General features: G+C 38.5%; 19 protein-coding genes. 7 read left to right on the top strand and 12 right to left on the bottom strand.

Features of this window, described 5'->3' with window-relative positions:
* The first annotated feature begins 94 nt into the window (after window positions 1–94).
* From R2Q94_RS10520 to R2Q94_RS10505, 4 genes are read left to right on the top strand one after another with little or no spacing between them, the layout of a single operon-like run.
* Window positions 95–3,316, top strand: a complete 3,222-nt coding sequence (locus tag R2Q94_RS10520; protein ID WP_316821415.1) for a SusC/RagA family TonB-linked outer membrane protein — start codon at window positions 95–97, stop codon at window positions 3,314–3,316.
* A 20-nt stretch (window positions 3,317–3,336) separates the two neighbouring features.
* Window positions 3,337–4,830, top strand: coding sequence for a RagB/SusD family nutrient uptake outer membrane protein (locus tag R2Q94_RS10515; protein WP_316821414.1), 1,494 nt, complete (start codon window positions 3,337–3,339; stop codon window positions 4,828–4,830).
* Between the two features lie 25 nt (window positions 4,831–4,855).
* Complete coding sequence (locus R2Q94_RS10510) at window positions 4,856–5,557, top strand: fasciclin domain-containing protein (protein WP_316821413.1); 702 nt, start codon at window positions 4,856–4,858, stop codon at window positions 5,555–5,557.
* A 36-nt stretch (window positions 5,558–5,593) separates the two neighbouring features.
* Window positions 5,594–6,643, top strand: a complete 1,050-nt coding sequence (locus R2Q94_RS10505) for a DUF5007 domain-containing protein (RefSeq protein WP_316821412.1) — start codon at window positions 5,594–5,596, stop codon at window positions 6,641–6,643.
* A gap of 120 nt (window positions 6,644–6,763) precedes the next feature.
* Here R2Q94_RS10505 and R2Q94_RS10500 read toward each other — a convergent pair whose 3' ends face one another.
* Window positions 6,764–7,783, bottom strand: coding sequence for an acyl-CoA reductase (locus R2Q94_RS10500; protein WP_316821411.1), 1,020 nt, complete (start codon window positions 7,781–7,783; stop codon window positions 6,764–6,766).
* A gap of 75 nt (window positions 7,784–7,858) precedes the next feature.
* Here R2Q94_RS10500 and R2Q94_RS10495 point away from each other — a divergent pair, with 75 nt between their 5' ends.
* Entirely contained in the window at window positions 7,859–8,209 is a 351-nt protein-coding gene (locus tag R2Q94_RS10495) for a 4Fe-4S dicluster domain-containing protein (protein ID WP_187667603.1), read from the top strand.
* An 85-nt stretch (window positions 8,210–8,294) separates the two neighbouring features.
* Here R2Q94_RS10495 and R2Q94_RS10490 read toward each other — a convergent pair whose 3' ends face one another.
* Window positions 8,295–8,750: a universal stress protein gene (locus R2Q94_RS10490; protein ID WP_316821410.1), complete on the bottom strand. Its 456-nt coding sequence runs from the start codon at window positions 8,748–8,750 to the stop codon at window positions 8,295–8,297.
* Window positions 8,751–8,977: 227 nt separating this feature from the next.
* On the opposite strand from R2Q94_RS10490, the gene R2Q94_RS10485 reads away from it, so the two are divergent.
* Window positions 8,978–9,760, top strand: a complete 783-nt coding sequence (locus tag R2Q94_RS10485; protein ID WP_316821409.1) for a C40 family peptidase — start codon at window positions 8,978–8,980, stop codon at window positions 9,758–9,760.
* Between the two features lie 36 nt (window positions 9,761–9,796).
* Here the strand turns inward: R2Q94_RS10485 and R2Q94_RS10480 are convergent, their stop codons facing one another.
* From R2Q94_RS10480 to hisG, 10 genes are all read right to left on the bottom strand, one after another.
* Entirely contained in the window at window positions 9,797–10,273 is a 477-nt protein-coding gene (locus R2Q94_RS10480; RefSeq protein WP_316821408.1) for an OsmC family protein, read from the bottom strand.
* Window positions 10,274–10,360: 87 nt separating this feature from the next.
* Entirely contained in the window at window positions 10,361–11,257 is an 897-nt protein-coding gene (locus R2Q94_RS10475; RefSeq protein WP_316821407.1) for a WD40 repeat domain-containing protein, read from the bottom strand.
* Window positions 11,258–11,283: 26 nt separating this feature from the next.
* Window positions 11,284–11,874 carry a bifunctional phosphoribosyl-AMP cyclohydrolase/phosphoribosyl-ATP diphosphatase HisIE gene (gene hisIE / locus R2Q94_RS10470; protein WP_316821406.1) on the bottom strand — a complete coding sequence of 197 codons (591 nt, stop codon included), beginning with the start codon at window positions 11,872–11,874 and terminating at the stop codon, window positions 11,284–11,286.
* Window positions 11,871–12,626 (bottom strand): imidazole glycerol phosphate synthase subunit HisF, encoded by a 756-nt coding sequence (gene hisF / locus R2Q94_RS10465; RefSeq protein WP_316821405.1) that lies wholly within the window; start codon window positions 12,624–12,626, stop codon window positions 11,871–11,873. The genes hisIE and hisF overlap by 4 nt, the downstream gene beginning before the upstream one ends.
* 3 nt (window positions 12,627–12,629) lie before the next feature.
* Complete coding sequence (hisA, locus tag R2Q94_RS10460) at window positions 12,630–13,379, bottom strand: 1-(5-phosphoribosyl)-5-[(5-phosphoribosylamino)methylideneamino]imidazole-4-carboxamide isomerase (RefSeq protein ID WP_316821404.1); 750 nt, start codon at window positions 13,377–13,379, stop codon at window positions 12,630–12,632.
* A gap of 1 nt (window position 13,380) precedes the next feature.
* Window positions 13,381–13,974, bottom strand: a complete 594-nt coding sequence (hisH, locus tag R2Q94_RS10455; protein WP_316821403.1) for an imidazole glycerol phosphate synthase subunit HisH — start codon at window positions 13,972–13,974, stop codon at window positions 13,381–13,383.
* On the bottom strand, window positions 13,974–15,107 hold the full coding sequence (hisB, locus tag R2Q94_RS10450) for a bifunctional histidinol-phosphatase/imidazoleglycerol-phosphate dehydratase HisB (RefSeq protein WP_316821402.1): 1,134 nt from the start codon (window positions 15,105–15,107) through the stop codon (window positions 13,974–13,976). The genes hisH and hisB overlap by 1 nt, the downstream gene beginning before the upstream one ends.
* A gap of 28 nt (window positions 15,108–15,135) precedes the next feature.
* On the bottom strand, window positions 15,136–16,182 hold the full coding sequence (gene hisC / locus R2Q94_RS10445) for a histidinol-phosphate transaminase (RefSeq protein ID WP_316821401.1): 1,047 nt from the start codon (window positions 16,180–16,182) through the stop codon (window positions 15,136–15,138).
* Window positions 16,183–16,184: 2 nt separating this feature from the next.
* Window positions 16,185–17,471, bottom strand: coding sequence for a histidinol dehydrogenase (gene hisD, locus R2Q94_RS10440; protein ID WP_316821400.1), 1,287 nt, complete (start codon window positions 17,469–17,471; stop codon window positions 16,185–16,187).
* Between the two features lie 22 nt (window positions 17,472–17,493).
* Complete coding sequence (hisG, locus tag R2Q94_RS10435; RefSeq protein WP_316821399.1) at window positions 17,494–18,345, bottom strand: ATP phosphoribosyltransferase; 852 nt, start codon at window positions 18,343–18,345, stop codon at window positions 17,494–17,496.
* Window positions 18,346–18,638: 293 nt separating this feature from the next.
* On the opposite strand from hisG, the gene R2Q94_RS10430 reads away from it, so the two are divergent.
* The gene (locus tag R2Q94_RS10430) at window positions 18,639–20,216 is read left to right on the top strand and encodes a L,D-transpeptidase family protein (RefSeq protein ID WP_316821398.1); all 1,578 of its coding nucleotides are present in this window, start codon (window positions 18,639–18,641) and stop codon (window positions 20,214–20,216) included.
* Window positions 20,217–20,226 lie beyond the last annotated feature (10 nt).

The raw sequence follows: 20,226 nt of genomic DNA, 5'->3' as shown, positions 1-20,226 counted from the left end.
GCTTGAATTGTCAAGAACCAAAAGTTTTAGTCCCTACCCTAATTATAACCAAATCGAATTCTGATAGAATTCAATAACAACAAAAAAACACTTTATGAAGAAAAAATTACTTGTTAAAAGGACTTGTATGATGCTGCTGATGCTCCAGGGGGTCGGTATGCTTGCAGATAGCAAGTCTGTGTATGCATCCAATTATCGGTTGATAGCTGTCCCGGGGCTACAATCGGTAAAGGCCATGGCACCAATAGAGGTGACTGGTGTAGTGAAGGATGATAAGGGAATACCGATGCCTGGTGTAACTGTATCGATTAAAGGGCAAAAAGGATCTTTGTCGAGTACAGATGGTAATGGTGCCTTTAAAATTAAGGTAAGCGATGATGCGGTACTTGTTTTCAGGATGATTGGCTTCGTAACCAAAGAGGTTTCTGTGAGTGGCAAAACAAAGTTATCGGTAACGCTGAAAGAAGATTTGAACGACCTGAATGAAGTGGTAGTCACTGGATACACCAGTTTCAGTCGTAAGAAATCAACGAATGCCATGAACAGTATTACAGCCAAGGATATTGAAAATTTGCCTGCTGCGAGTGTGGACATTTTGTTACAAGGAAAGCTTCCTGGAGTAAATGTTCAGAATTTTAGTGGACAACCTGGGGTGAGAACCTCTTTGGTAGTTCGTGGGAATACGAATATTCCGCGTTCTGCAGACACCTATAATTCAGATATGTTGTACAGTAGTCCACTCTATGTAATGGATGGAATTCCTTTAGGTGAAGATGAAATTAGGGCTTTTGATGCTACAGGTACAAACTTTTTGGCTTCTTTGAATCCAAATGATGTTGAATCTATTGACGTGTTAAAGGATGCGGCAGCTGCGGCACTTTACGGATCCAGAGCAGCAAATGGTGTAATTCTGATTAAAACAAAGCGTGGGAAAATTGGTGCACCGAGAATTAGTTTCAATACTTATCACGGAATTGTACAGAAACCACAAAAGGTATCGACTTTGATTGGCGCTGCAGAACGAAGACAAAAAATGGATTTGTTTTACAATTACGGGACTGATGCTAAAATTCAGAATAACATCCCTATCATGTTAACTGATAGTTTGAATCCCGCATTTAACAACAACAATGATTATCAGGACATTTTTTATCAGGCAGGTGCAGTGCATAATTATGACGTCTCTGCTTCCGGTGGATCAGAGGTTTTTAACTATCGTCTGAGCGGAGGTTTATATGATGAAAAAGGGGTGGTGATCAATACTGGATTTAAACGCTACTCTTTTAATAGTAATGTAGGTGTTAATTTTGGTAAAAACCTTGAGTTGATTACCAGCTTACGCGCTTCACATGGTAAGCGATTAGTGGGTTCAGAAAGGCCAGATCCTAACAATTACAGAAACGTATTTAGGATTAATCCGGTGGATATGCCTAGTTCTTTATTACTTTTTGATGGCCTAAATAAGGATGCTGTAACCAATCCTTACAACCATAGAAGGAATGATAATGTGAACAATGACTTAAATGGTAGTGCAGAATTAAGATATTCTTTTCTGAATGATTTTAGAATCAGTACCCGTGCAGCAGTTAGTTATTCGACTTCTAAATTAGATTATTCTTCTCCTTCCTATTTGGAGGAGAGTGGTTTAGCTTATGCAGAGTCGTTTGCTACACAAAGACAAAAATACATCATCACGAATAATTTATTATGGATAAAAACCATTGCGAAACGTCATAATATCACCGCCAATTTTGTTCAGGAATTTGAGCAAAGACAAAATGATAAAACCAGCATCAGCGGTTTAGGAGTGCCTAATGATAACATACAGGTGGTTTCTGGTATTCCTAATGGAAACCTGCGTGGTTCTACAGATCTAACTACTTATGCAAAGTTATCCTTTTTAGGAGCGTTACACTATGATTATGATAGTAAGTACCTTCTTGATGTAGTTTTTAGAGCTGATGCTTCTTCCAGATTTGGTAAAAATAACAAATGGGGACGTTTCCCTTCTATTGGTTTGGGTTGGTTGGCTTCTGAAGAGCAATTCCTTAAGAAATTCAGCTGGATTGATGAGTTAAAAGTCAGAGCTAGTTGGGGTCGTACAGGTGATGAGAGCAGTATTGATGACAATTCGCGTTATAATTCGTACACTTCAAATGGTGGATACAGCGGTTCAAATGCGGTAAGTTATGGCGGTGCTACGGTGGTTATTCCTGATTATCGTGGTATTACAAACGATAATATTACCTGGCAACAATCTGATGCCTGGAATCTTGGATTAGACCTGGTCTTGTTTAAAAACAGGCTGAATGCAAATATTGATGTGTATAGTAGAAATACTACAGGACAGATGCTGAGTGTCGTTATTCCTGAGTATTCTGGATACCTAAATACATTTACCAACGCTGCAGGAGTAAGGAATTCTGGTGTGGAGATCAATTTGGGTGGTACCGCGATCAGAAGTAAAGATTTCAGTTGGATGCCTTCACTGAATTTATCTTTCAACAAAAATATGGTAACTGCCTTACCAAATGGAAACCGTGATTTATATTATGGAGATGCAGTTTATGTTGTTGGAAAACCTTTGAATATGTATAAAATGTACATCACTGATGGGGTAATCAATAATGCTAGTGACTTAATTGTAAATCCATTAACAGGGGCAATTGGTGCAACTAAATGGGGATCCCTGGTTTTGGGATATCCAAACTGGCGTGATACCAACGGTGACTATATGATCTCTGACGCACAAGGAAGAGATGACCAGACTTTTTATGGTGATCCAAATCCAAAAGTAACAGGTGGTTTTACCAACTATTTCAAATACAAAGGTTGGGGCTTACAAATCTTAACCACCTTTACTTTTGGTCGAACCATCGTCAATAATACCCTAGCGAGAAAATTGTCTAATGGTTTGTTTTATGGTGATCCTCAGAATTTTGCGATGTCTTCTATTACTGATATTAGTCAGTATAATTACTGGCGTCAACCGGGTGATCAGGCGACTTTCCCAGCTTTAAATCCATTCATGGGCTTATATGCATGGAGAGCCGGACAGACACTGTTTGTGGAGCCAGGATGGTATATCCGTATCAAAAACATCAACCTGAATTATACTTTCGATACCAAGAATATTGCCTGGTTAAGGGGAGCTAAGATCGATAACCTTCGTCTGTATGGAACAATGGATAACGTTCATATTTTCCAAAAATTCAGAGGTAATGATGCAGAACAGGTAGACGGTAGAGGCTATGATTATGGAGATGGTTATCCATTACCTTCAAAGTTCACACTTGGCGTACAAATTGGATTTTAAACTTATCGCAACAACAAGAAATGAAAGTATTTAATAATAGATATAATGTATTGGCAGTCGGACTGGTTGGTTTGTTGAGCTGCTTTAGTGTTTCCTGCAAGAAAGCACTAGATAATGACCTTAGAAATGCAACTTATGAAGGTGCATTCTGGAAGAAAGAGTCAGATGTAAATGGTGCAACTTTGGGTGCATATGCGCTTTTCAGAAAAAGTATGTTCAACCAAAACTCTTTCTTTTTATGGGGTGACGCACCTTCCGGTTTGTTTAATTCAGATAGTGCCAATGATAAATATCCATATGACGGGGGGAAATTTAGAATACCTTACAAAGAAAATGGAACACAAAATTGGACCAACTGGTATCAGGTGGTTGGCTTGTCAAATCTAATTTTGGAAAAAATCCCAACAATTTCGGATGATAAATTTGAGGCAGGTAGAAAGAATTACCTGCGAGGTGAGGCTTACTTTCTGAGAGCCTTGTCTTATTTTTATATGACTAGGGTATGGGGAGATCTGCCATTGCAATTGGAAGCAATTACCACAGCTGATCAAGCGAAATTGATTCCTAGAACTGATTCCAAGGCCATTATGACTCAAATTATGAGCGATGCGGCTAAAGCTTCAGCATTATTGACATGGGAAGGTTTGGATGAGAATCAGCGTTTTAGAGCAAGTAAAGCCTCGGCACTTGCTTTATTAGCTCATGCCTCAGCATGGGCAGGTGATTATCAGAAAACTATTTTATATACGGATTCTCTTCAAAATAGAACAGATCTAATCTCTTTACAACCTACCGGTCAGATCAGGAAAGTTTTCTCTGACAACAATGCAGAAGAGAATATCTTCGTGATTACTAATAAATACAGCAATAATGAAGCGAGTTCTTATGATCCAAATATTTCGAATTCTATTGCATACATCACCATTAGTAGCGATATCATTAAAGGAATGCCAAATTCTATTCCTACCTACTGGCTTGCTCCAGCAATGATTGATGGCCTTTATAGTAAGGATGATACCCGTTTAAAAGAATTTGTTGCCTATAAAAATACTACGGATCAAAAACCAAATATGGTCAAATACCGTGATATTTTAAATGTAGGTTCAGGCGGTAGTTTTGACATGCGCGCTGAAAGTAATCTGGTTGTATTCAGATTGGCTGATATGATTCTTTTAAAAGCAGAAGCTTTGAATGCCTTACATAGAGATGGTGAGGCAGCTACGGAATTAAATAAAATTCGCGCCAGAGCGGGGGTTGCTGATATCTCTAGTACTGGGGTGTTACTTCAGCGTGACATCTTTTTGGAAAGAGAGAGAGAGCTGATTGGAGAAGGCCATATCTATTTTGACATGGTTAGAAATAGTAGAAATATACTATCCACAGGTGTTACTTTTTTCCCTCCATGGATGACTAAAGACCGTTACCGAAACAAGGGGTATTTATGGCCTATTGATGATGCTGTGGTAAATGCCAACAGACTTATTGGTCAGAATCAATGGTGGCAGAATAATTAATACAATCAAAATAGTATTTAAAAAGATGAAAAAGATAAAAATAACCTATCTGATGATGACTGCCTTTACTATGGTAGCATTGATGATGTCATGTAAAAAAGATGGTGTAATAGACGGTGGTAAGAGCATAGCAAAAGTTGATATGACAACTTATGATTTCTTGAAAACACACCCAAGTAAGAAATTCGATACGACATTATTGATTATCGACAAGGCAGGATTGAAAGATCTTATTAACAGTCCGGGTACCTTTTTTGTGCCAAATAATTACGCGATCAGGAATTTTTTGAACGCTAAAAGAGATGAGGCAAGAAAGACTGATGAAAGATTGAATTACAACCTGGATTCTTTATTCAAAAAATTTACGCCGAAAATGTTAAAGGACTCTATGGGGATTTATTTCTTTCCTAAGGAGATCGTTCGCGAAGATTTAAACGAAAATGGAACGTCATATCAGACGTCTACACCTAATCAACTATTGGATATCTCGCTGGAGGTTTCTAATGACTATCAGGTTGACGGGATCATTAATAATAAACCTAAATACGTTTATGTCACCAAAGTGATGGGAGCGAAAGATATTATGGTGAATGCTGAACGGGTTGATCCTTCAGGAAATAAGAATTTATTAGATATTAAGGTCATTTGCCAGACCACTGGAATTCTGACCAATACAGGTGTTGTGCATGTCTTAGGGAACCAGCACCGCTGGGCCTTTATGCAATAATTTTTAAGATATAAAGAAGTTAAAATGAAAAAATATATGAATTTAGCCTTGTTGTTAATTGTCCTAGCGACATTGACTTTTATGGGCTGCAAGAAAACACCGGTAGGTTATTTAAGTGAAAACTTAAGGTACATGGCAGATACCTTAGTGATTAGTCAGGGGCAAACGATCACCACCAATGGTATTGTCTTAGACAATTCCACGCCTCCATTAAAAGTAACTTTGTTAAACATCAGAAACAAAGCAACGGGACAGAGAGAAGAAGCTTTCTTTAAGGAATATAAGGTGGGGATTTGGAAATCTGCATTTGACCCTAAAACGGACACCACCCTAGCCTTGTTGATGGCAAAGAGAGATAGCGTGTTGAAAACGCCGATCTCGATATTATCTAGTAGTGGGCAGATGGTGATCAATGGTTCGACCACAAATGTGCCTGCAGGGTACTACCTTGTAGATGTACAGGTAGAAAATCCAAATGGAGTAAAGACTTATATGGGGATTTGTACCATTAAGTTAAACGAACCTATTGCTTTTGAATATACTACAGTACCTTATTTTACACCAGTTAAGACTGGTACAGAGACTGCATTGAGATTTCCATATGACGACCAGTGGGTAGATTCAGAAATAGGAAAAGGAACTAGTGTAGAACTAAACATCAAAAGGGTTGCGGATTTTCCCAATCAAATTGTTTTGAAAGTTTTAGATAAGAATGGTGCCGTTTTTCCTGGGAAAGCTATGGAAAGCAGACCAAGTGGAAGTACTTTTTTGAATAATCTAAAAACATTCACATATAAAACTACGGTAACTGATACAGCTATAATATATGACTATTTTCCTACGACAAGGTTTCCTGACCCTTACTGGGATGATAAAACCAATAACATTTTATGTTATTACAGGATGTATAATCAATACATAGCCTCAACGGAGATTGCAGATCCTACTAGTTGGTTTCCGCCAACGCTAACTACGTATAAAACATGGAATGAAAGTCCTGTGAATGCGAATATCAGGTTTAGTACAAAATTGAATAAGCCAGGTAAGTATATCTATGAATTAAGGTTAAAGCTCACTAAGAAATAAAATGAGATCAGGCCGTTCATTCGGCATTTTCAAGAGCATTTAATTTAAAAGGTCGGATCCTGATTTCAGGGGATTCGACCTTTTTATTGGATTGGTATTTTGACTTGATTTTCTTGAACTTTAAATGATGTTCAGGAACTCGATGGTGTTTACATTATCCGCATAATCCCAGAGTTTTGGTGCCTGACTTTGTCCAGGTGCAAGTACAGTAGTTTTTAGTTTTAAATCCGCTTTAGAAACGATACATTGAATGTTCTCTTCTTCTTTAGCCAATCTTTCCTGAACTTCTTCGAGGTTCTTGTAGCGCTCATAAAATATTACCGCCAGTGGTGATACCATATTTACATCTTCTTTCAATAACAAAAATCCGTTGTCGAAATGCGCCGCTGCATTGACCAGGTAGATAGATTTGTTATAATCGTAGTTGTTGTTGTATTTGAAGTGGTTGATGATGTTCTGAAAAGATGCTATCGGCTCATAGAAATTTTTGATGTCGTAGTCTTCCGGAATGAAAATTTTTGATACATTTCTACATCCTAATCCAAAGTAATCGAAGATGTCATGTCCTAGCAATGCGACTTCATCCTTGCTTTCTTCCCCAGTCAATACAGCCACACTATTTCTGTTTTTTCTAATGATGTTGGGCACTTTGCCGAAATAATATTCAAAATATCTGGAAGTATTGTTGCTACCGGTGGCAATTACTGCATCGAAATCTTTTAGTCTTTCTACATAGACAATATGATTTGCCAGTAATGGCTCTATTTCCACCAATCTTTTCAATAAGGCAGGCAGTAGTTTGTCGTCTGAAGAGGAAAGTTTGATCAATGCAATATTTCCCGTAGCCAATACGGATAGGACATCGTGAAAACCCACCATTGGAATATTTCCAGCGAGAATCAATCCTACTTTTTTAGGCGTTTCGGTCACCTTAATGGATTTGAACCAGGTTTCAATATCCTGTTCATTGAGCATATGATGCAAGGCATTAAGGGATTTTTCTACTTCCTCAACGGTGAACCATGCATTGCTGTTTGGTGCTGATAAAATTAAATTTTTAAAGTCAGGATCGGGATTGGCAGTAAATTGACCGAGCTTTTTGAATGCAATTATGAGTTTTTCAGCAGTAAGGATTGCCATATTCCAATTATTTTAAAGTTTATGTGTTATATTTGCCTTGCAAAGGTAACCTTAGCATTAGAATTAGACGAAGACATGGCTATTAAAATAACAGACGAATGTATTAACTGTGGAGCATGTGAGCCTGAATGCCCAAATAATGCGATTTATGACGCAGGCACAGCCTGGAGATTCTCTGATGGAACCAATTTAAATGGCATCATTGATTTCGGAGGTAAAGAAGTAGACGCTGAGGCTTCGATGGAAGCAGGCTCTGACGAAGTTTATTATATCGTTTCCGATAAATGTACAGAGTGTAAAGGTTTTCATGATGAACCTCAATGTGCGGCAGTTTGCCCGGTAGATTGTTGTGTTGATGATGAAGACGTGCGTGAAACTGAAGAAGAATTATTGGCTAAAAAGGCCTGGTTACATCAGGAAAACTAAGAACAGATTTATTGAAAAAATATAAAGGACGCTTTTGGCGTCCTTTTTTGTTTAAACTATTTTTCTGAAAATTTCTGTGTTCCTCTTAATCCTTATCTTCAAATTTATTTGGTACGATTAAAACAGGACAAGCCGATTTTCTGGCTACGTGTTCAGCAACACTACCCATTAAGAAATGGTACAGACCAGTACGGCCATAGGTACCAATAACAATCAGGTTAGAACCCCATTCATCAGATTGTTGGATGATGCCATGTGCGGCATTATCAATCACACTTAGATAGGTAGTTGGAATGCCTAAACTATATTTTGCTTCTATTTCTTTCAATAGCATATTGCTATTCTCTTCGCTGTTGTCGTAAGTCTCCAAAAAGACAGGGGCAAGGGTTAGATCTGGATTGATGTTGGCTGGAATAGGTTCAATAATATTGACCAGCGCTACTTCTGCACCAAATGTTTTTGCGATTTCATACCCTGTCTTGGCCGCCTTTTCGGAGCAGGTACTGTTGTCGACAGCAATTAAAATCTTTTTCAGGTTCATGATCTTACAATTTAGTGGTTATACTATTAAGACATCTTTCAAAGTGAATTGTTTGATTGTCGAATGCGATATTCAAATATGTCTTTCTTGAAAAGGCTATTCCATTTGTCTAATATATAGATTTTCAGTGGTTTTACGGAAATCTAATCGGTAATTTCTATTCTTAGTGCTATTGTGAGAAAATGATAGAGATATTGTTATTTTTATACCCTCAGAAAAGCAAAAATATGGAACAAGAATATGGAATTTGCAGGGTGGCCATCGCCCCTATAAGAACGGAAGCCTCGGATAAGGCCGAAATTAGTTCTCAATTGCTTTTTGGTGACCATGTGGAAATTCTGGAAAAGAAGGAAAACTGGTGGTTGATCTATAATGCATATGATGGCTATGAAGGATGGATGGATTTTAAACAATTAACCATGCTTTCCCTGGAACAATATGTTCATAACCATGACTGTGACCATGTAGTGCCAGCTGAGCTGCTGGGAACGGTTATAGATGAAGAAGGCACTAAGTATTACTTATCTCCCGGGAGTAATCTCCCGATGCTGGAAAATGGCTTCTGTTATCTCGGAAAAGAAAAGTTTAAAGTGATGTTTACCCCTCTGAAAATTACCGCCTACCATACCAATGAAGAATTGCTTCGACATGCACTTTTCTTTCTGAATGCTCCGTATTTATGGGGTGGAAGGAATTTATTTGGAATAGACTGCTCTGGATTTATACAGGTAGTCTTTAAAATGAATGGTATACAGTTGAAGCGTGATGCCTGGCAGCAGGCCGAGCAAGGGCATGTTGTTGACTTTTTACCTGAGGTGAAAGCCGGAGATGTTGCATTTTTTGATAATGCAGATGGAAAGATTATTCATGTAGGAATTATGCTCAGCAATGATCGTATCATCCATGCTTCCGGGAAGGTGAGAATTGATCCGATAGATGACCAGGGAATTTACAATGCGGAGCTAGGGCGTTACAGCCACAAACTTAGAATCATCAAACGCTTTATATAATATCCAATTTATCCATTTTGGGAGAGGTTTCTTTTATTAATTGCCTTCAACAATACAGCTTGGCTCACATTTAACCGGGAAATTGCAGGAATTGGCGATGAAACACATTTTGTGCGCTTGTTCATGCAATGCGTTTGCCTTATCCTGATCTTCAGCTCTGGTAATGGTAACTACTGGATATAAGGTCACTTCTGAAAAATGGCCACTACCGTCTGCATTCTCTAGCATTGTACCAACAGCATTGTCTTTGTAATCCATCACAATAATATCATTTTGGGAGCAGAGATGAAGGTACCAGAGCATATGACACGAGGACAATGAAGAGACGAGTAAGTCCTCTGGGTTATGCTTGGTTTTGTCGCCTAAAAAGGCCGAATCTGAAGAGCCGGCAATGTCTGCTTTATGCTCAACGGAAATCACATAGCTTCTGTCATAAGAGCGATAGTCCATTGTTCCTGAACCTTTATTTCCTGTCCAGATAACTGCGGTTTTATATTGATGTTCTTTTGCCATGATCGGTACTATTTTATACCAATTTAAACATTCTTACTTTTCTTTCCTTAGTTTTTTAAAAGTAAATGGCAGTGTTCTGATAACCTGTTAGTTAAATTTCCAGACCATGACTTGTCGGTCGTCACCAGTCGAAATCAGGTAGGCTCCATCCGTACTCCAAATCAATTTATTGATGGAATGGGAATGACCTTCTGTGTTTTTTTCCAAACTTAAGATTTTGTAAAGCCTAAAATCCTGGCTGCCCCATATTTTTATGCCTTTATCCTGGCTGCAGGTGGCGTAATAAGGTTGTGTAGGATGAAATGCAATCGCATAAATACTGAACATATGTGCAGCGATGCTATTGATGAGTTCATAGTCTGGAAGACTCCATATTTTTAACTGTGCATCTCTGCTTCCAGAAATCAGGTAATCTCCAGTAGGAGCATATTGTAAAGAGGTGATGGGTAACGTATGGCTGTTGAGTTGATGGAGTAAGCTATAATCCTCAGAATTATAGATCCTGATGATACCATCTTTCCCTCCTAATGCCATTTGCTTTTGATCTTTACTCAAGGCGATTACTCTGACTGTTTGTGGAATCACCTTGAAATGGTACAATAAAGAAAAATCTGCTAATGACCATACAGCAAGCATGCCGTCTTCTCCTGTGCTGATCAGCTCATTCTTATGGCTGATGGTTTTTAGATCAAATACTCCTTTCTGGTGAAAACTTAAAGTAGCAATTACCTTTTCCTCATCCAGGTTAAAAACCAGGATTGAGCCACTGCGTTGTGCAATGAATAATAGGTTGCCGAAGCAGTGCAAAGCATAGACTGAACTTTGCACTGGCACAAGAACTTTTACAAAACCCATCGTTTCCAGAGACCATTTTACGACGCCCTTGTCGTTTCCAGCACTGAAAAAAGTATTTTTTTCAGGTGCGTTAGCTAAGGCGTAGATTGGATTCTGGTGTCCGTTAAGGGTATGAAAATGTTTCAGCATGATATTTTAATCGGTAATTTTAATTTCTATTTACGGTGTCTTTTTTCCAGATTTTGTGCGATCTCTGTTAAGCTTTTTCCTTTTTCTTTTAACAGGACTAAAAGGTGGAAAATAAGGTCAGAACTTTCATTGACAAAATCTTCATCCGTTTCATTCAGGGCGGCAATTACGGTCTCAACACCTTCTTCACCTACTTTTTGTGCAATCTTGTTCAGCCCTTTTTCGCGGAGTTTGTTAACATAGGATTCTTCGGAAGGGTTTTCATACCTCTGAGAAATAATGCTTTCTAATTCAAAGAGGAAGTTTTGATTGTAATCTGTTTTAAAGCAGCTTCTGCTTCCGGTATGACAGGTTGGGCCTACCGGACTGGCTTTAATCAAAATGGTATCGCGATCGCAATCAATATGTGTATCTTTCACGAAAAGGAAATGACCACTCTCTTCACCTTTGGTCCATAGGCGGTTTTTAGACCTGGAAAAGAAGGTAACTTTCCCTTCTTCCTGTGTTTTTGTCCAGGCTTCCTGGTTCATGTAACCCAACATTAAAACTTCCAGCGTCTGGTCGTCCTGAATGATCACAGGAACCAGTCCCTCTGTTTTTTCAAAATCTATATTCATAACCTTACAGGTATATTGTGGTATTTTAATTTTTGTTTCAGGTCGGGTATAGGAATCTCACCGAAATGAAATACCGAAGCCGCAAGAGCGGCGTCTACACCTGTTTTTTCAAAGACTTCAATGAAATGTTCCATTTTTCCAGCACCTCCTGAGGCAATCACAGGAATGTTGATCATTTGTGAAATGGTATTCAATAAACCGCAATCAAAACCTTGTTTTGTGCCATCATGGTCCATTGAGGTCAGTAGAATCTCCCCGGCACCCATACTTTCTGCCTGACGGATCCAGTTTTCAGTTTCTAGTTCAGTGATGAGTCTGCCGCCATTAAGGTGAACACGGTTTTTGCCTTCCACGAATTTGGTGTCTACGGCAACCACTACAAACTGAACACCAAATGCGGCCGCGAGTTCTTCAATCAAAACAGGATTTTTAACGGCAGCAGAATTGATACTAATTTTATCGGCTCCTGCATTTAGCAAGGCTTCTGCATCCTGAATGGTCGTAATTCCCCCACCAATGGTAAAAGGAATGTTCAGCTGACGGGCCACTGATTTTACCATTTCTATCATCGTTTTACGTCGCTCATGGGTAGCGGTAATGTCTAGAAATACAAGTTCATCAGCACCTTGCTGTGCATATTGCCAGGCCAGTTCTACCGGATCTCCGGCATCTTTTAGGTCTACAAAATTAACTCCCTTTACTGTCCTGCCATCTTTAACATCCAGGCAGGGAATGATACGCTTACTTAGCATAGCTTAAAGAGAAGTCATTTGCTTTAAATTCCATTCTTTAATCTCTTCGATAGTAATTCTATTTTCATAAATAGCTTTACCTACAACTACCGATCTAACGTCTAATTTAGCGAGTTCTTCAATGTCAGCCATAGAACTTACGCCACCCGAAGCAATTAGCTTAATAAATGGAGAGTGTTCCAATAGTTTTTTATAAAGATCTACGGCAGCGCCTCCTAATTTACCATCTTTGTTGATGTCTGTACATAGGAATCTGAAAAAGCCCAATTGCAGGCATTTATCTACATAATCCATTAATTTTACAGGTGAGCTTTCCATCCATCCGGAATATTTAATGACTTCATCCAATACGTCAATTGCGATAACGATTCTGTTGGCATAATCATATTTTTTGCCTACTTCCTGACTTAATTCTGCAAGGAAATCTGGGTTGGTGATGGCTTGTGTACCAACAATTACGCGGTGAACTCCTGCATCCAATAGGTCTGTAACCTGTTGAATTGTGCGGATTCCGCCTCCGTATTGTACACGCATATCTGTTTTACTGATGATTTCAAACAATGCTTTTTGGTTACTGAAATCTCCTTTTGCACCGTTTAAGTCAATAATATGTATGAATTCTGTACCGTTAGAACGGTAAGTCTCGATCATTTCGGCGATGGAAACGTCATATTCAGTTTTCTGGTTATAGTCACCTTCTCTAAGGCGAACTACTTTTCCATCTAAAATATCAATAGCAGGTATTATGTACATTTTATTGTGTTAAGGTTGAGAAATTCTTTAATATATGTTCTCCGGCGGCACCGGATTTTTCCGGGTGGAACTGAACGCCGTAGAAATTATCTTTTTGTATAGCTGCAGAAAATGGCGTGCCATAATTCGCAGTGGCAATATCAAAAATAGGGTTATATTCAATAAAGTAAGAATGAACAAAGTAAAATTGTGCACCATTCGCTACTCCCTCAAATAAAGGATTGTTTTTATGTTCGATATTATTCCAACCCATGTGAGGGATTTTAATACCATTATTTTTGTCGAATAAGCAGGTTTTTAAAGGAAAAATACCCATTAAACTGGAATCTCCTTCTTCAGAATGATTGGTAAGCAGTTGCATGCCTACGCAAATGCCTAATACTGGTTTTTTAAGGTTTTTAATTGGCGCTACCAATCCGGTTTGTTCCAGTTTTTGCATTGCAGCAGCTGCATGGCCTACTCCGGGGATAATGATATGGGTATATTTATCCAAATCTGCTTCCCTGTCGACCATGCCGTAGTTCAGGTGCTGTCTTTCTAATGCTGAAGTCAGCGAAAAGATATTACCTGCTCCGTAATTTACAATTCCAATCATTACAATACGCCTTTAGTACTTGGTAAGACTAACTTTTCTGCATCGCGTTTAATGGCCATTTTTATAGCTTTTGCAAATGCTTTAAATATAGCTTCAATTTTATGATGTTCATTGTCGCCTTCAGCTTTAATATTCAGGTTGCATTTTGCGGCATCACTGAAGGATTTGAAGAAGTGATAAAACATTTCTGTTGGCATATCTCCAACTTTCTCACGTTTAAAATCTGCATCCCAAACGATCCAGTTTCTGCCACCAAAATCAATAGCTACCTGTGCTAAACAATCGTCCATAGGCAGGCAGAAGCCATAGCGTTCCAGTCCTAATTTATTGCCAATTGCTTTTGAAAATGCTTCACCAAGGGCGATTCCTGTATCTTCAATAGTATGGTGCTCGTCGATATGTAGGTCGCCATTCGTCTTAATTTTCAGGTCAATACTTCCATGGCGGGCAATTTGATCCAACATGTGGTCAAAGAAGTTTAATCCTGTAGATATTTCTGCTTTCCCAGTCCCATCCAAGTCAATGTCTATGCTGATCTTGGTTTCATTGGTGTTTCTTTCATGGTGAATTGTCCGGCTTCCGGCTTTCAGCATGGTGTAAATATTTTCCCAATTTTGGGTTTTTAAGGCGATATCATCATGAAGTGCCTCTATCTTTTCTAAATTTTCATTCGCACCTAATTGTAGATTGTTGCAAATCCAAATGGCCTTTGCGCCTAAATTTTTTGCTAGTATAATATCATTGATGCGGTCACCGATTACAAAAGAGTTTTCAAGATCATAATCAGGACTTAAAAAATGCTGTAATAAACCGATGTTAGGTTTTCGTGTTGGTGCATTTTCATGGGCAAAAGTTTTATCGATGATCACTTCATCGAAAACTACACCTTCATTGGCGAAGGTGTTCATCACAAAGTTGTGCACGGGCCAGAAGTTGGCTTCCGGATGAGCATCTGTGCCTAGTCCATCCTGATTGGTTACCATGACCAATTCGTAATCCAGCTCTTTAGCTATTTTTGAAAGATAATATAGAGCTCTTGGATAGAATTCCAGTTTTTCAAAAGAGTCGATTTGTTCATCAGGTGGTTCATTAATGAGCGTGCCATCTCTGTCAATAAATAGTACTTTTTTCATTAGTATGCTATAATGGTTTCATGTTTGATTAAGAATTCAGCGCTTTTAAGGCCGCTAGGAGGATTTCGTTTTCTTGTGGAGTTCCAATGGTGATTCGTAGGCAGCCTTCACATAATGTTACTTTAGAACGATCCCTGACAATAATACCCTGTTCGACTAAGGCATCATAAGTTTTCAACGCATCAATCACTTCAATTAGTATGAAATTCGCGTCAGAGGCATGAACTTTTTTAACGATTGCTAAAGTCCTTAAAGCTTCGCTTAGGTTTTCCCTTTCAGCAACGGTAAGTTTGATCCATTCGTTTACCTGTGCAATGTTTTCCAGTGCTTTTAAAGCAAGGTCTTGTGTGGCTTGATTGATATTATAAGGAGGTTTTACCTTATTTAGGATATCGATCACCGGACGGGCTGCAAAGGCCATGCCTAATCGCAAAGCAGCAAGGCCCCAAGCTTTAGAAAAGGTTTGTAAGACTACCAGGTTCGGGTATTCCGTCAGTTCCTTAATAAAGGTACGTTGTTTGGCATAATTGATATAGGCCTCATCAATGATGACCAAGCCATTGAAATTAGCCAGTACTGTTTCAATATCCGTGCGGATAATAGAATTTCCAGTTGGATTATTTGGAGAGCAAATGAAGATTAATTTTGTATTTTCATCAATTGCTTCTGCTATTTTCTCCAGGTCCAATTGGTAGTTGGGTAAAAGATTGACTTTTCTGGTCTCTACATTATTGATCTGAGCGGAAACCTGATACATTCCATAAGTTGGTGGAAGAATAATCACATTGTCTTTTCCGGGTTCGCAAAAAGCACGGAATAATAAATCGATGGCTTCATCACTACCATTGCCCAGGAAAGTATTTTCAATTGGGACACCCTTGATTTTACTTAGCGCATCTTTAAGGTCCAATTGTAATGGATCAGGGTATCTGTTAAAGTTGACATCCAAAGGAGAACCATATCCATTCTCATTTGCATCTAAATATACACTGGCCTGGCCTTTATATTCGTCTCTGGCGGTTGAATATGGTCTCAGGTTTTTGATATTTTCTCTTTGTAAGTTATTGATATCCATCTTTATGATTTTAAACGAATAGTGATTGCATTTTTGTGTGCTTGCAGACCTTCTGCAGCGGCCAACACTTCAACTGTGCTGCCAATATTTTCTAAACCTTGTGCTGTGATGTGCTGAAAGGTTATTTTTTTTAGAAATGAATCGAGAGATACCCCAGAGTATGCTTTTGCAAAGCCACTGGTAGGTAAGGTGTGATTGGTTCCGGAGGCATAATCACCCGCACTTTCCGGAGTAAGATTACCTAGAAACACAGATCCGGCATTCTCAATTAAAGGGATGAGTTGTTCAAACTTAGCCGTAGCTAATATCAGGTGCTCCGGAGCATATTCATTGCTAAATTCCATGGCCTCTTCCAGATTGTCCACCAATACAACATATGAATTGGCGATTGCTTTCTCTGTGACTTCTTTTCTAGGAAGTACAGCAATCTGGGCCTCGATTTGTTTTAATGTTTCGGTAATAATGCGCTGAGAAGTAGCAACTAAAATTGCCTGACTATCGGCACCATGTTCTGCCTGGGCGAGTAAATCGGAGGCAATAAATGCCGGATTTGCACTTTCATCAGCAATTATTAAAACTTCTGAGGGACCAGCTGGCATATCTATAGCCGTCATACTGCTCGACTGAATCAGCTGTTTGGCCTGAGTTACATAACGGTTGCCCGGTCCAAAAATCTTATAGACTTTAGGTACACTTTCCGTTCCATAAGCCATTGCAGCAATAGCTTGAGCGCCGCCAATCATATAAATTCTTTTGATGCCAAGCTTTAAAGCACAATAAGCAAGGTAGCAATTGGTCTTTCCATCTTTTTGAGGAGGGGAGCAGACCACGATATCTTTACATCCAGCCAATACGGCAGGAATACCGAGCATCAGAAAGGTGCTGGGTAAAACCGCTGATCCTCCAGGAATATACAGACCTACGCGGCTGATCGCTCTGCTTTCCCGCCAGCAAGTAACGCCAGGCATGGTTTCCAATTTTGATTCTGTATGGGCTTGTGCCGCATGAAAGGTATGTATGTTGGCATAAGCAGTATCAATTGCTGCTTTTTCTGCTGCTGGAATCTTTGCTGCAATGCTTTCAATCTCTGCTTCCGACAGGTATAATTTTGTTAAGGAAACCTGATCAAACTGATTTGCATAGGCTACTAATGCAGCATCTCCGCGTGTTTTTACCTCTTCAACAATCTGAGTTACACGATCCAGGATACTACTATCATCTTCGAGTTGTCTTAAGCAGAGTTTAGTGATCTCTTCTTTACTCAACTCTTTATAACTGTAGGTTTTCAATGTGTTGTTTTTTAAGTGAAACTTAGGCGATGATTTTCTCTATTGGCATGACTACAATTCCTTGCGCACCTGCAGCTTTCAGGCTGTTGATCTTTTCCCAAAAATCGTGTTCTGCGATTACTGAATGAACAGCAACCCATTCTTCATCAAATAAAGGAACAACTGTCGGACTTTTTACACCTGGTAATAAATCGACTACTTTCTTTAAATTGACTTTAGCCACATTTAATACCACATATTTGGTTTCTTTAGCACGCAATACAGAAAGGATTCTTTGTAAAAGTTCCTGTACTTCAGGGAGTAGGTCTGAGCCTTTGCTTCCAATCAGAATGGCTTCAGATTTCATTACTTCTGAGAATGGTTTTAGTCCATTACTTTTTAATGTACCTCCAGTAGAAACAATATCACAAATGGCGTCACTCAAACCTAAACCAGGTCCGATTTCTACAGAACCAGAAATGGTTCTCACTTCAGCATTAACATGATTTTCTTTCAGGTATTTTTCTAAAATTACCGGGTAAGAAGTGGCAATGGCTTTACCTTCTAATTGTGCAATCTCGGTAATCCGACTTTCATTGGGAATAGCAATTTTTAAAGTGCATTTTCCGAATCCAAGTCTTTGAAGATAAGAGACCTCTGCACCGGATTCTACAATCACATTTTCACCTACAATACCTATGTCGGCAATACCATCCTGAACATATTCTGGAATATCATCGTCTCTTAGGAAGAGAATTTCTAATGGAAAATTGGTAACGGTAGAGATTAGTGAGCTTTTGTAGTTTTCGAATGATAAACCACAATTTTTAAGAATTTCTACAGATTTTTCGTTTAATCTACCAGACTTCTGGATAGCTATTTTAAGTGTTTTCAATGATTATGCTAGATTGAATTTATTGAGTATTGGACAAGAAAATATTTCGGAAACAAGTTTTGAAGTACAAAACATTACATATACATCGCCGACAGGCGATGGTGTAAATGTAAGTGATGGTTCAAAATTTGAGTCATAATTATTTTTAAGTCCTTAATCAACAAGTATTAGCATGCTGTGGAACTGCAAATATATAGATTGAAAGCATAAAACAAAATATATATGGCATTTAATTTGCCTAATTCCATTTGATAATGACATTTAACGTCTAGTTTTGTAAAAAAAATACCACATTGAAAAAAGTTCTGTTCCTTTTATTACCGTTCTGTTTACTGTTAAACGCCTGTTCCTGGTTTAAAGATACCCCTGAAATTGGTTTATTGCTATCTAAACATTTTGATAACAAACTCTACAAAGATTTTGATACTACTGAATATAATGTAGTCTTTAAGCAACGCTTTGATGCTTTAAAGGGAAAATTGACCAATCCGAATACTATTGAAAATTTTTATGCAAGCCATGAGGAAGAACCACGTTTAGTCTCACAGTTTTTCATAAATGGAGGTTTAGATACGCTGACTGCTTATATTACGAGAGTTGATGCGCATGGTTATAACCCTGAACTTTTCCGATTGGAAGAATTGAAAAAAGCTTTACAGGCGCTTTCTGCTAATAAATTTAAATCGATCCAGGAGGTTTATCCGGTGATTGCAGATCTAGAGTTGAATGCTGCGGAAAGCTTAACCAAGTATGATAATTTTGTGAGCTATGGAAGTGTGAATCCACGCAAATTGTTTTCCCGTTATTATGTTCCTATAAAGCGCCCGGATAGCTTAAGCATTTCTAAAGTTTTGGCTACAAAAGATATTCAGGCTTTACTTAAAGAAATCCAACCTCGTTCTAAGCAGTATTTAGCAATGCAAGCCAAACTAGCCAGTTTAAAACAAGCTGGTTTAGGTAAAAGTGATCAGGCAAAAACGATTCTGGTAAATATGGAACGTTTGAGGTGGCAGATGCCAGAGATGGGAAATGAATATGTAGAGGTAAATATACCAGATTTTTCATTGACCTGGTTCAATAAAGAGGATACAGTAAGCCACATGAAAGTATGTGTAGGAGGAAAGAGGGAGGATGAATATGCAGAAAAAATTGCCAGATACGCGAAAAGCGGTAACCTGGATGATAAACCTAAAAACCATGAAACGCCCATTTTATATAGTAAACTAAATTCTATCCAGGTAAATCCAATCTGGAATATTCCGGTGAGTATTGCCAGAAATGAGATCTACTGGATGGCAAGGAAAGACCCTTATTATCTTTCTAATAGTAATATCAATGTGTACAGAAATGGGAAGTTGATTGGCGAACCCGATACCATTCAATGGAGTAATTATTCCAGAGAAAAACTGCCTTATCAGTTTAAACAGGGATCCGGTGATGGTAATGCTTTGGGTAAGTTTAAATTTATCTTCGATAATGGTTCCAGTATTTACCTACACGATACCAATAATAAGAGTGGTTTTACAAGAGCCAACCGTGCAATCAGTCACGGTTGTATCCGCGTCGAAAAACCTTTAGAATTTGCAGAAAATCTGGTGAAGGATAAAAGCCGTTATGATCAGCTTAGAATGGAAGTTAACCTTCCACCATTGGATACGACTAAAATGGCACTCTATCGCAAAAAACTGGCAAAGAAAGCAGATACTGTTAATTTATTTAAGCTAAAACCAACCTGGTTTGGAACAAAAAAACAGGTGCCATTGATTATCAATTATATTACTGCCTGGTCAGAGAATGGTTCAATGCAATATAGAGCAGATGTTTATGGTTTGGATGAAACTTTATGGTCAGCTATGAGGAAATTCATGTAAAAGTTCTACC

Source organism: Pedobacter gandavensis, assembly GCF_032678465.1.
Classification (GTDB): Bacteria; Bacteroidota; Bacteroidia; order Sphingobacteriales; family Sphingobacteriaceae; genus Pedobacter; species Pedobacter gandavensis_B.
Note: the sequence above shows the minus strand (reverse complement) of the source record. Positions and strands in the feature narration are given on the sequence as shown.

Excerpts from the sequence above, each read along its gene's own strand:
- R2Q94_RS10480 (WP_316821408.1), bottom strand. The coding sequence starts at position 10,273 with ATGGCAAAAGAACATCAATATAAAACCGCAGTTATCTGGACAGGAAAT.
- R2Q94_RS10475 (WP_316821407.1), bottom strand. The coding sequence starts at position 11,257 with ATGCTGAAACATTTTCATACCCTTAACGGACACCAGAATCCAATCTAC.
- hisC (WP_316821401.1), bottom strand. The coding sequence starts at position 16,182 with ATGGATATCAATAACTTACAAAGAGAAAATATCAAAAACCTGAGACCA.
- hisIE (WP_316821406.1), bottom strand. The coding sequence starts at position 11,874 with ATGAATATAGATTTTGAAAAAACAGAGGGACTGGTTCCTGTGATCATT.
- hisF (WP_316821405.1), bottom strand. The coding sequence starts at position 12,626 with ATGCTAAGTAAGCGTATCATTCCCTGCCTGGATGTTAAAGATGGCAGG.
- R2Q94_RS10500 (WP_316821411.1), bottom strand. The coding sequence starts at position 7,783 with ATGGCAATCCTTACTGCTGAAAAACTCATAATTGCATTCAAAAAGCTC.
- R2Q94_RS10505 (WP_316821412.1), top strand. The coding sequence starts at position 5,594 with ATGAATTTAGCCTTGTTGTTAATTGTCCTAGCGACATTGACTTTTATG.
- R2Q94_RS10510 (WP_316821413.1), top strand. The coding sequence starts at position 4,856 with ATGAAAAAGATAAAAATAACCTATCTGATGATGACTGCCTTTACTATG.
- hisB (WP_316821402.1), bottom strand. The coding sequence starts at position 15,107 with ATGAAAAAAGTACTATTTATTGACAGAGATGGCACGCTCATTAATGAA.
- R2Q94_RS10515 (WP_316821414.1), top strand. The coding sequence starts at position 3,337 with ATGAAAGTATTTAATAATAGATATAATGTATTGGCAGTCGGACTGGTT.
- R2Q94_RS10490 (WP_316821410.1), bottom strand. The coding sequence starts at position 8,750 with ATGAACCTGAAAAAGATTTTAATTGCTGTCGACAACAGTACCTGCTCC.
- hisH (WP_316821403.1), bottom strand. The coding sequence starts at position 13,974 with ATGATTGGAATTGTAAATTACGGAGCAGGTAATATCTTTTCGCTGACT.
- R2Q94_RS10520 (WP_316821415.1), top strand. The coding sequence starts at position 95 with ATGAAGAAAAAATTACTTGTTAAAAGGACTTGTATGATGCTGCTGATG.
- hisA (WP_316821404.1), bottom strand. The coding sequence starts at position 13,379 with ATGTACATAATACCTGCTATTGATATTTTAGATGGAAAAGTAGTTCGC.
- R2Q94_RS10495 (WP_187667603.1), top strand. The coding sequence starts at position 7,859 with ATGGCTATTAAAATAACAGACGAATGTATTAACTGTGGAGCATGTGAG.
- R2Q94_RS10485 (WP_316821409.1), top strand. The coding sequence starts at position 8,978 with ATGGAACAAGAATATGGAATTTGCAGGGTGGCCATCGCCCCTATAAGA.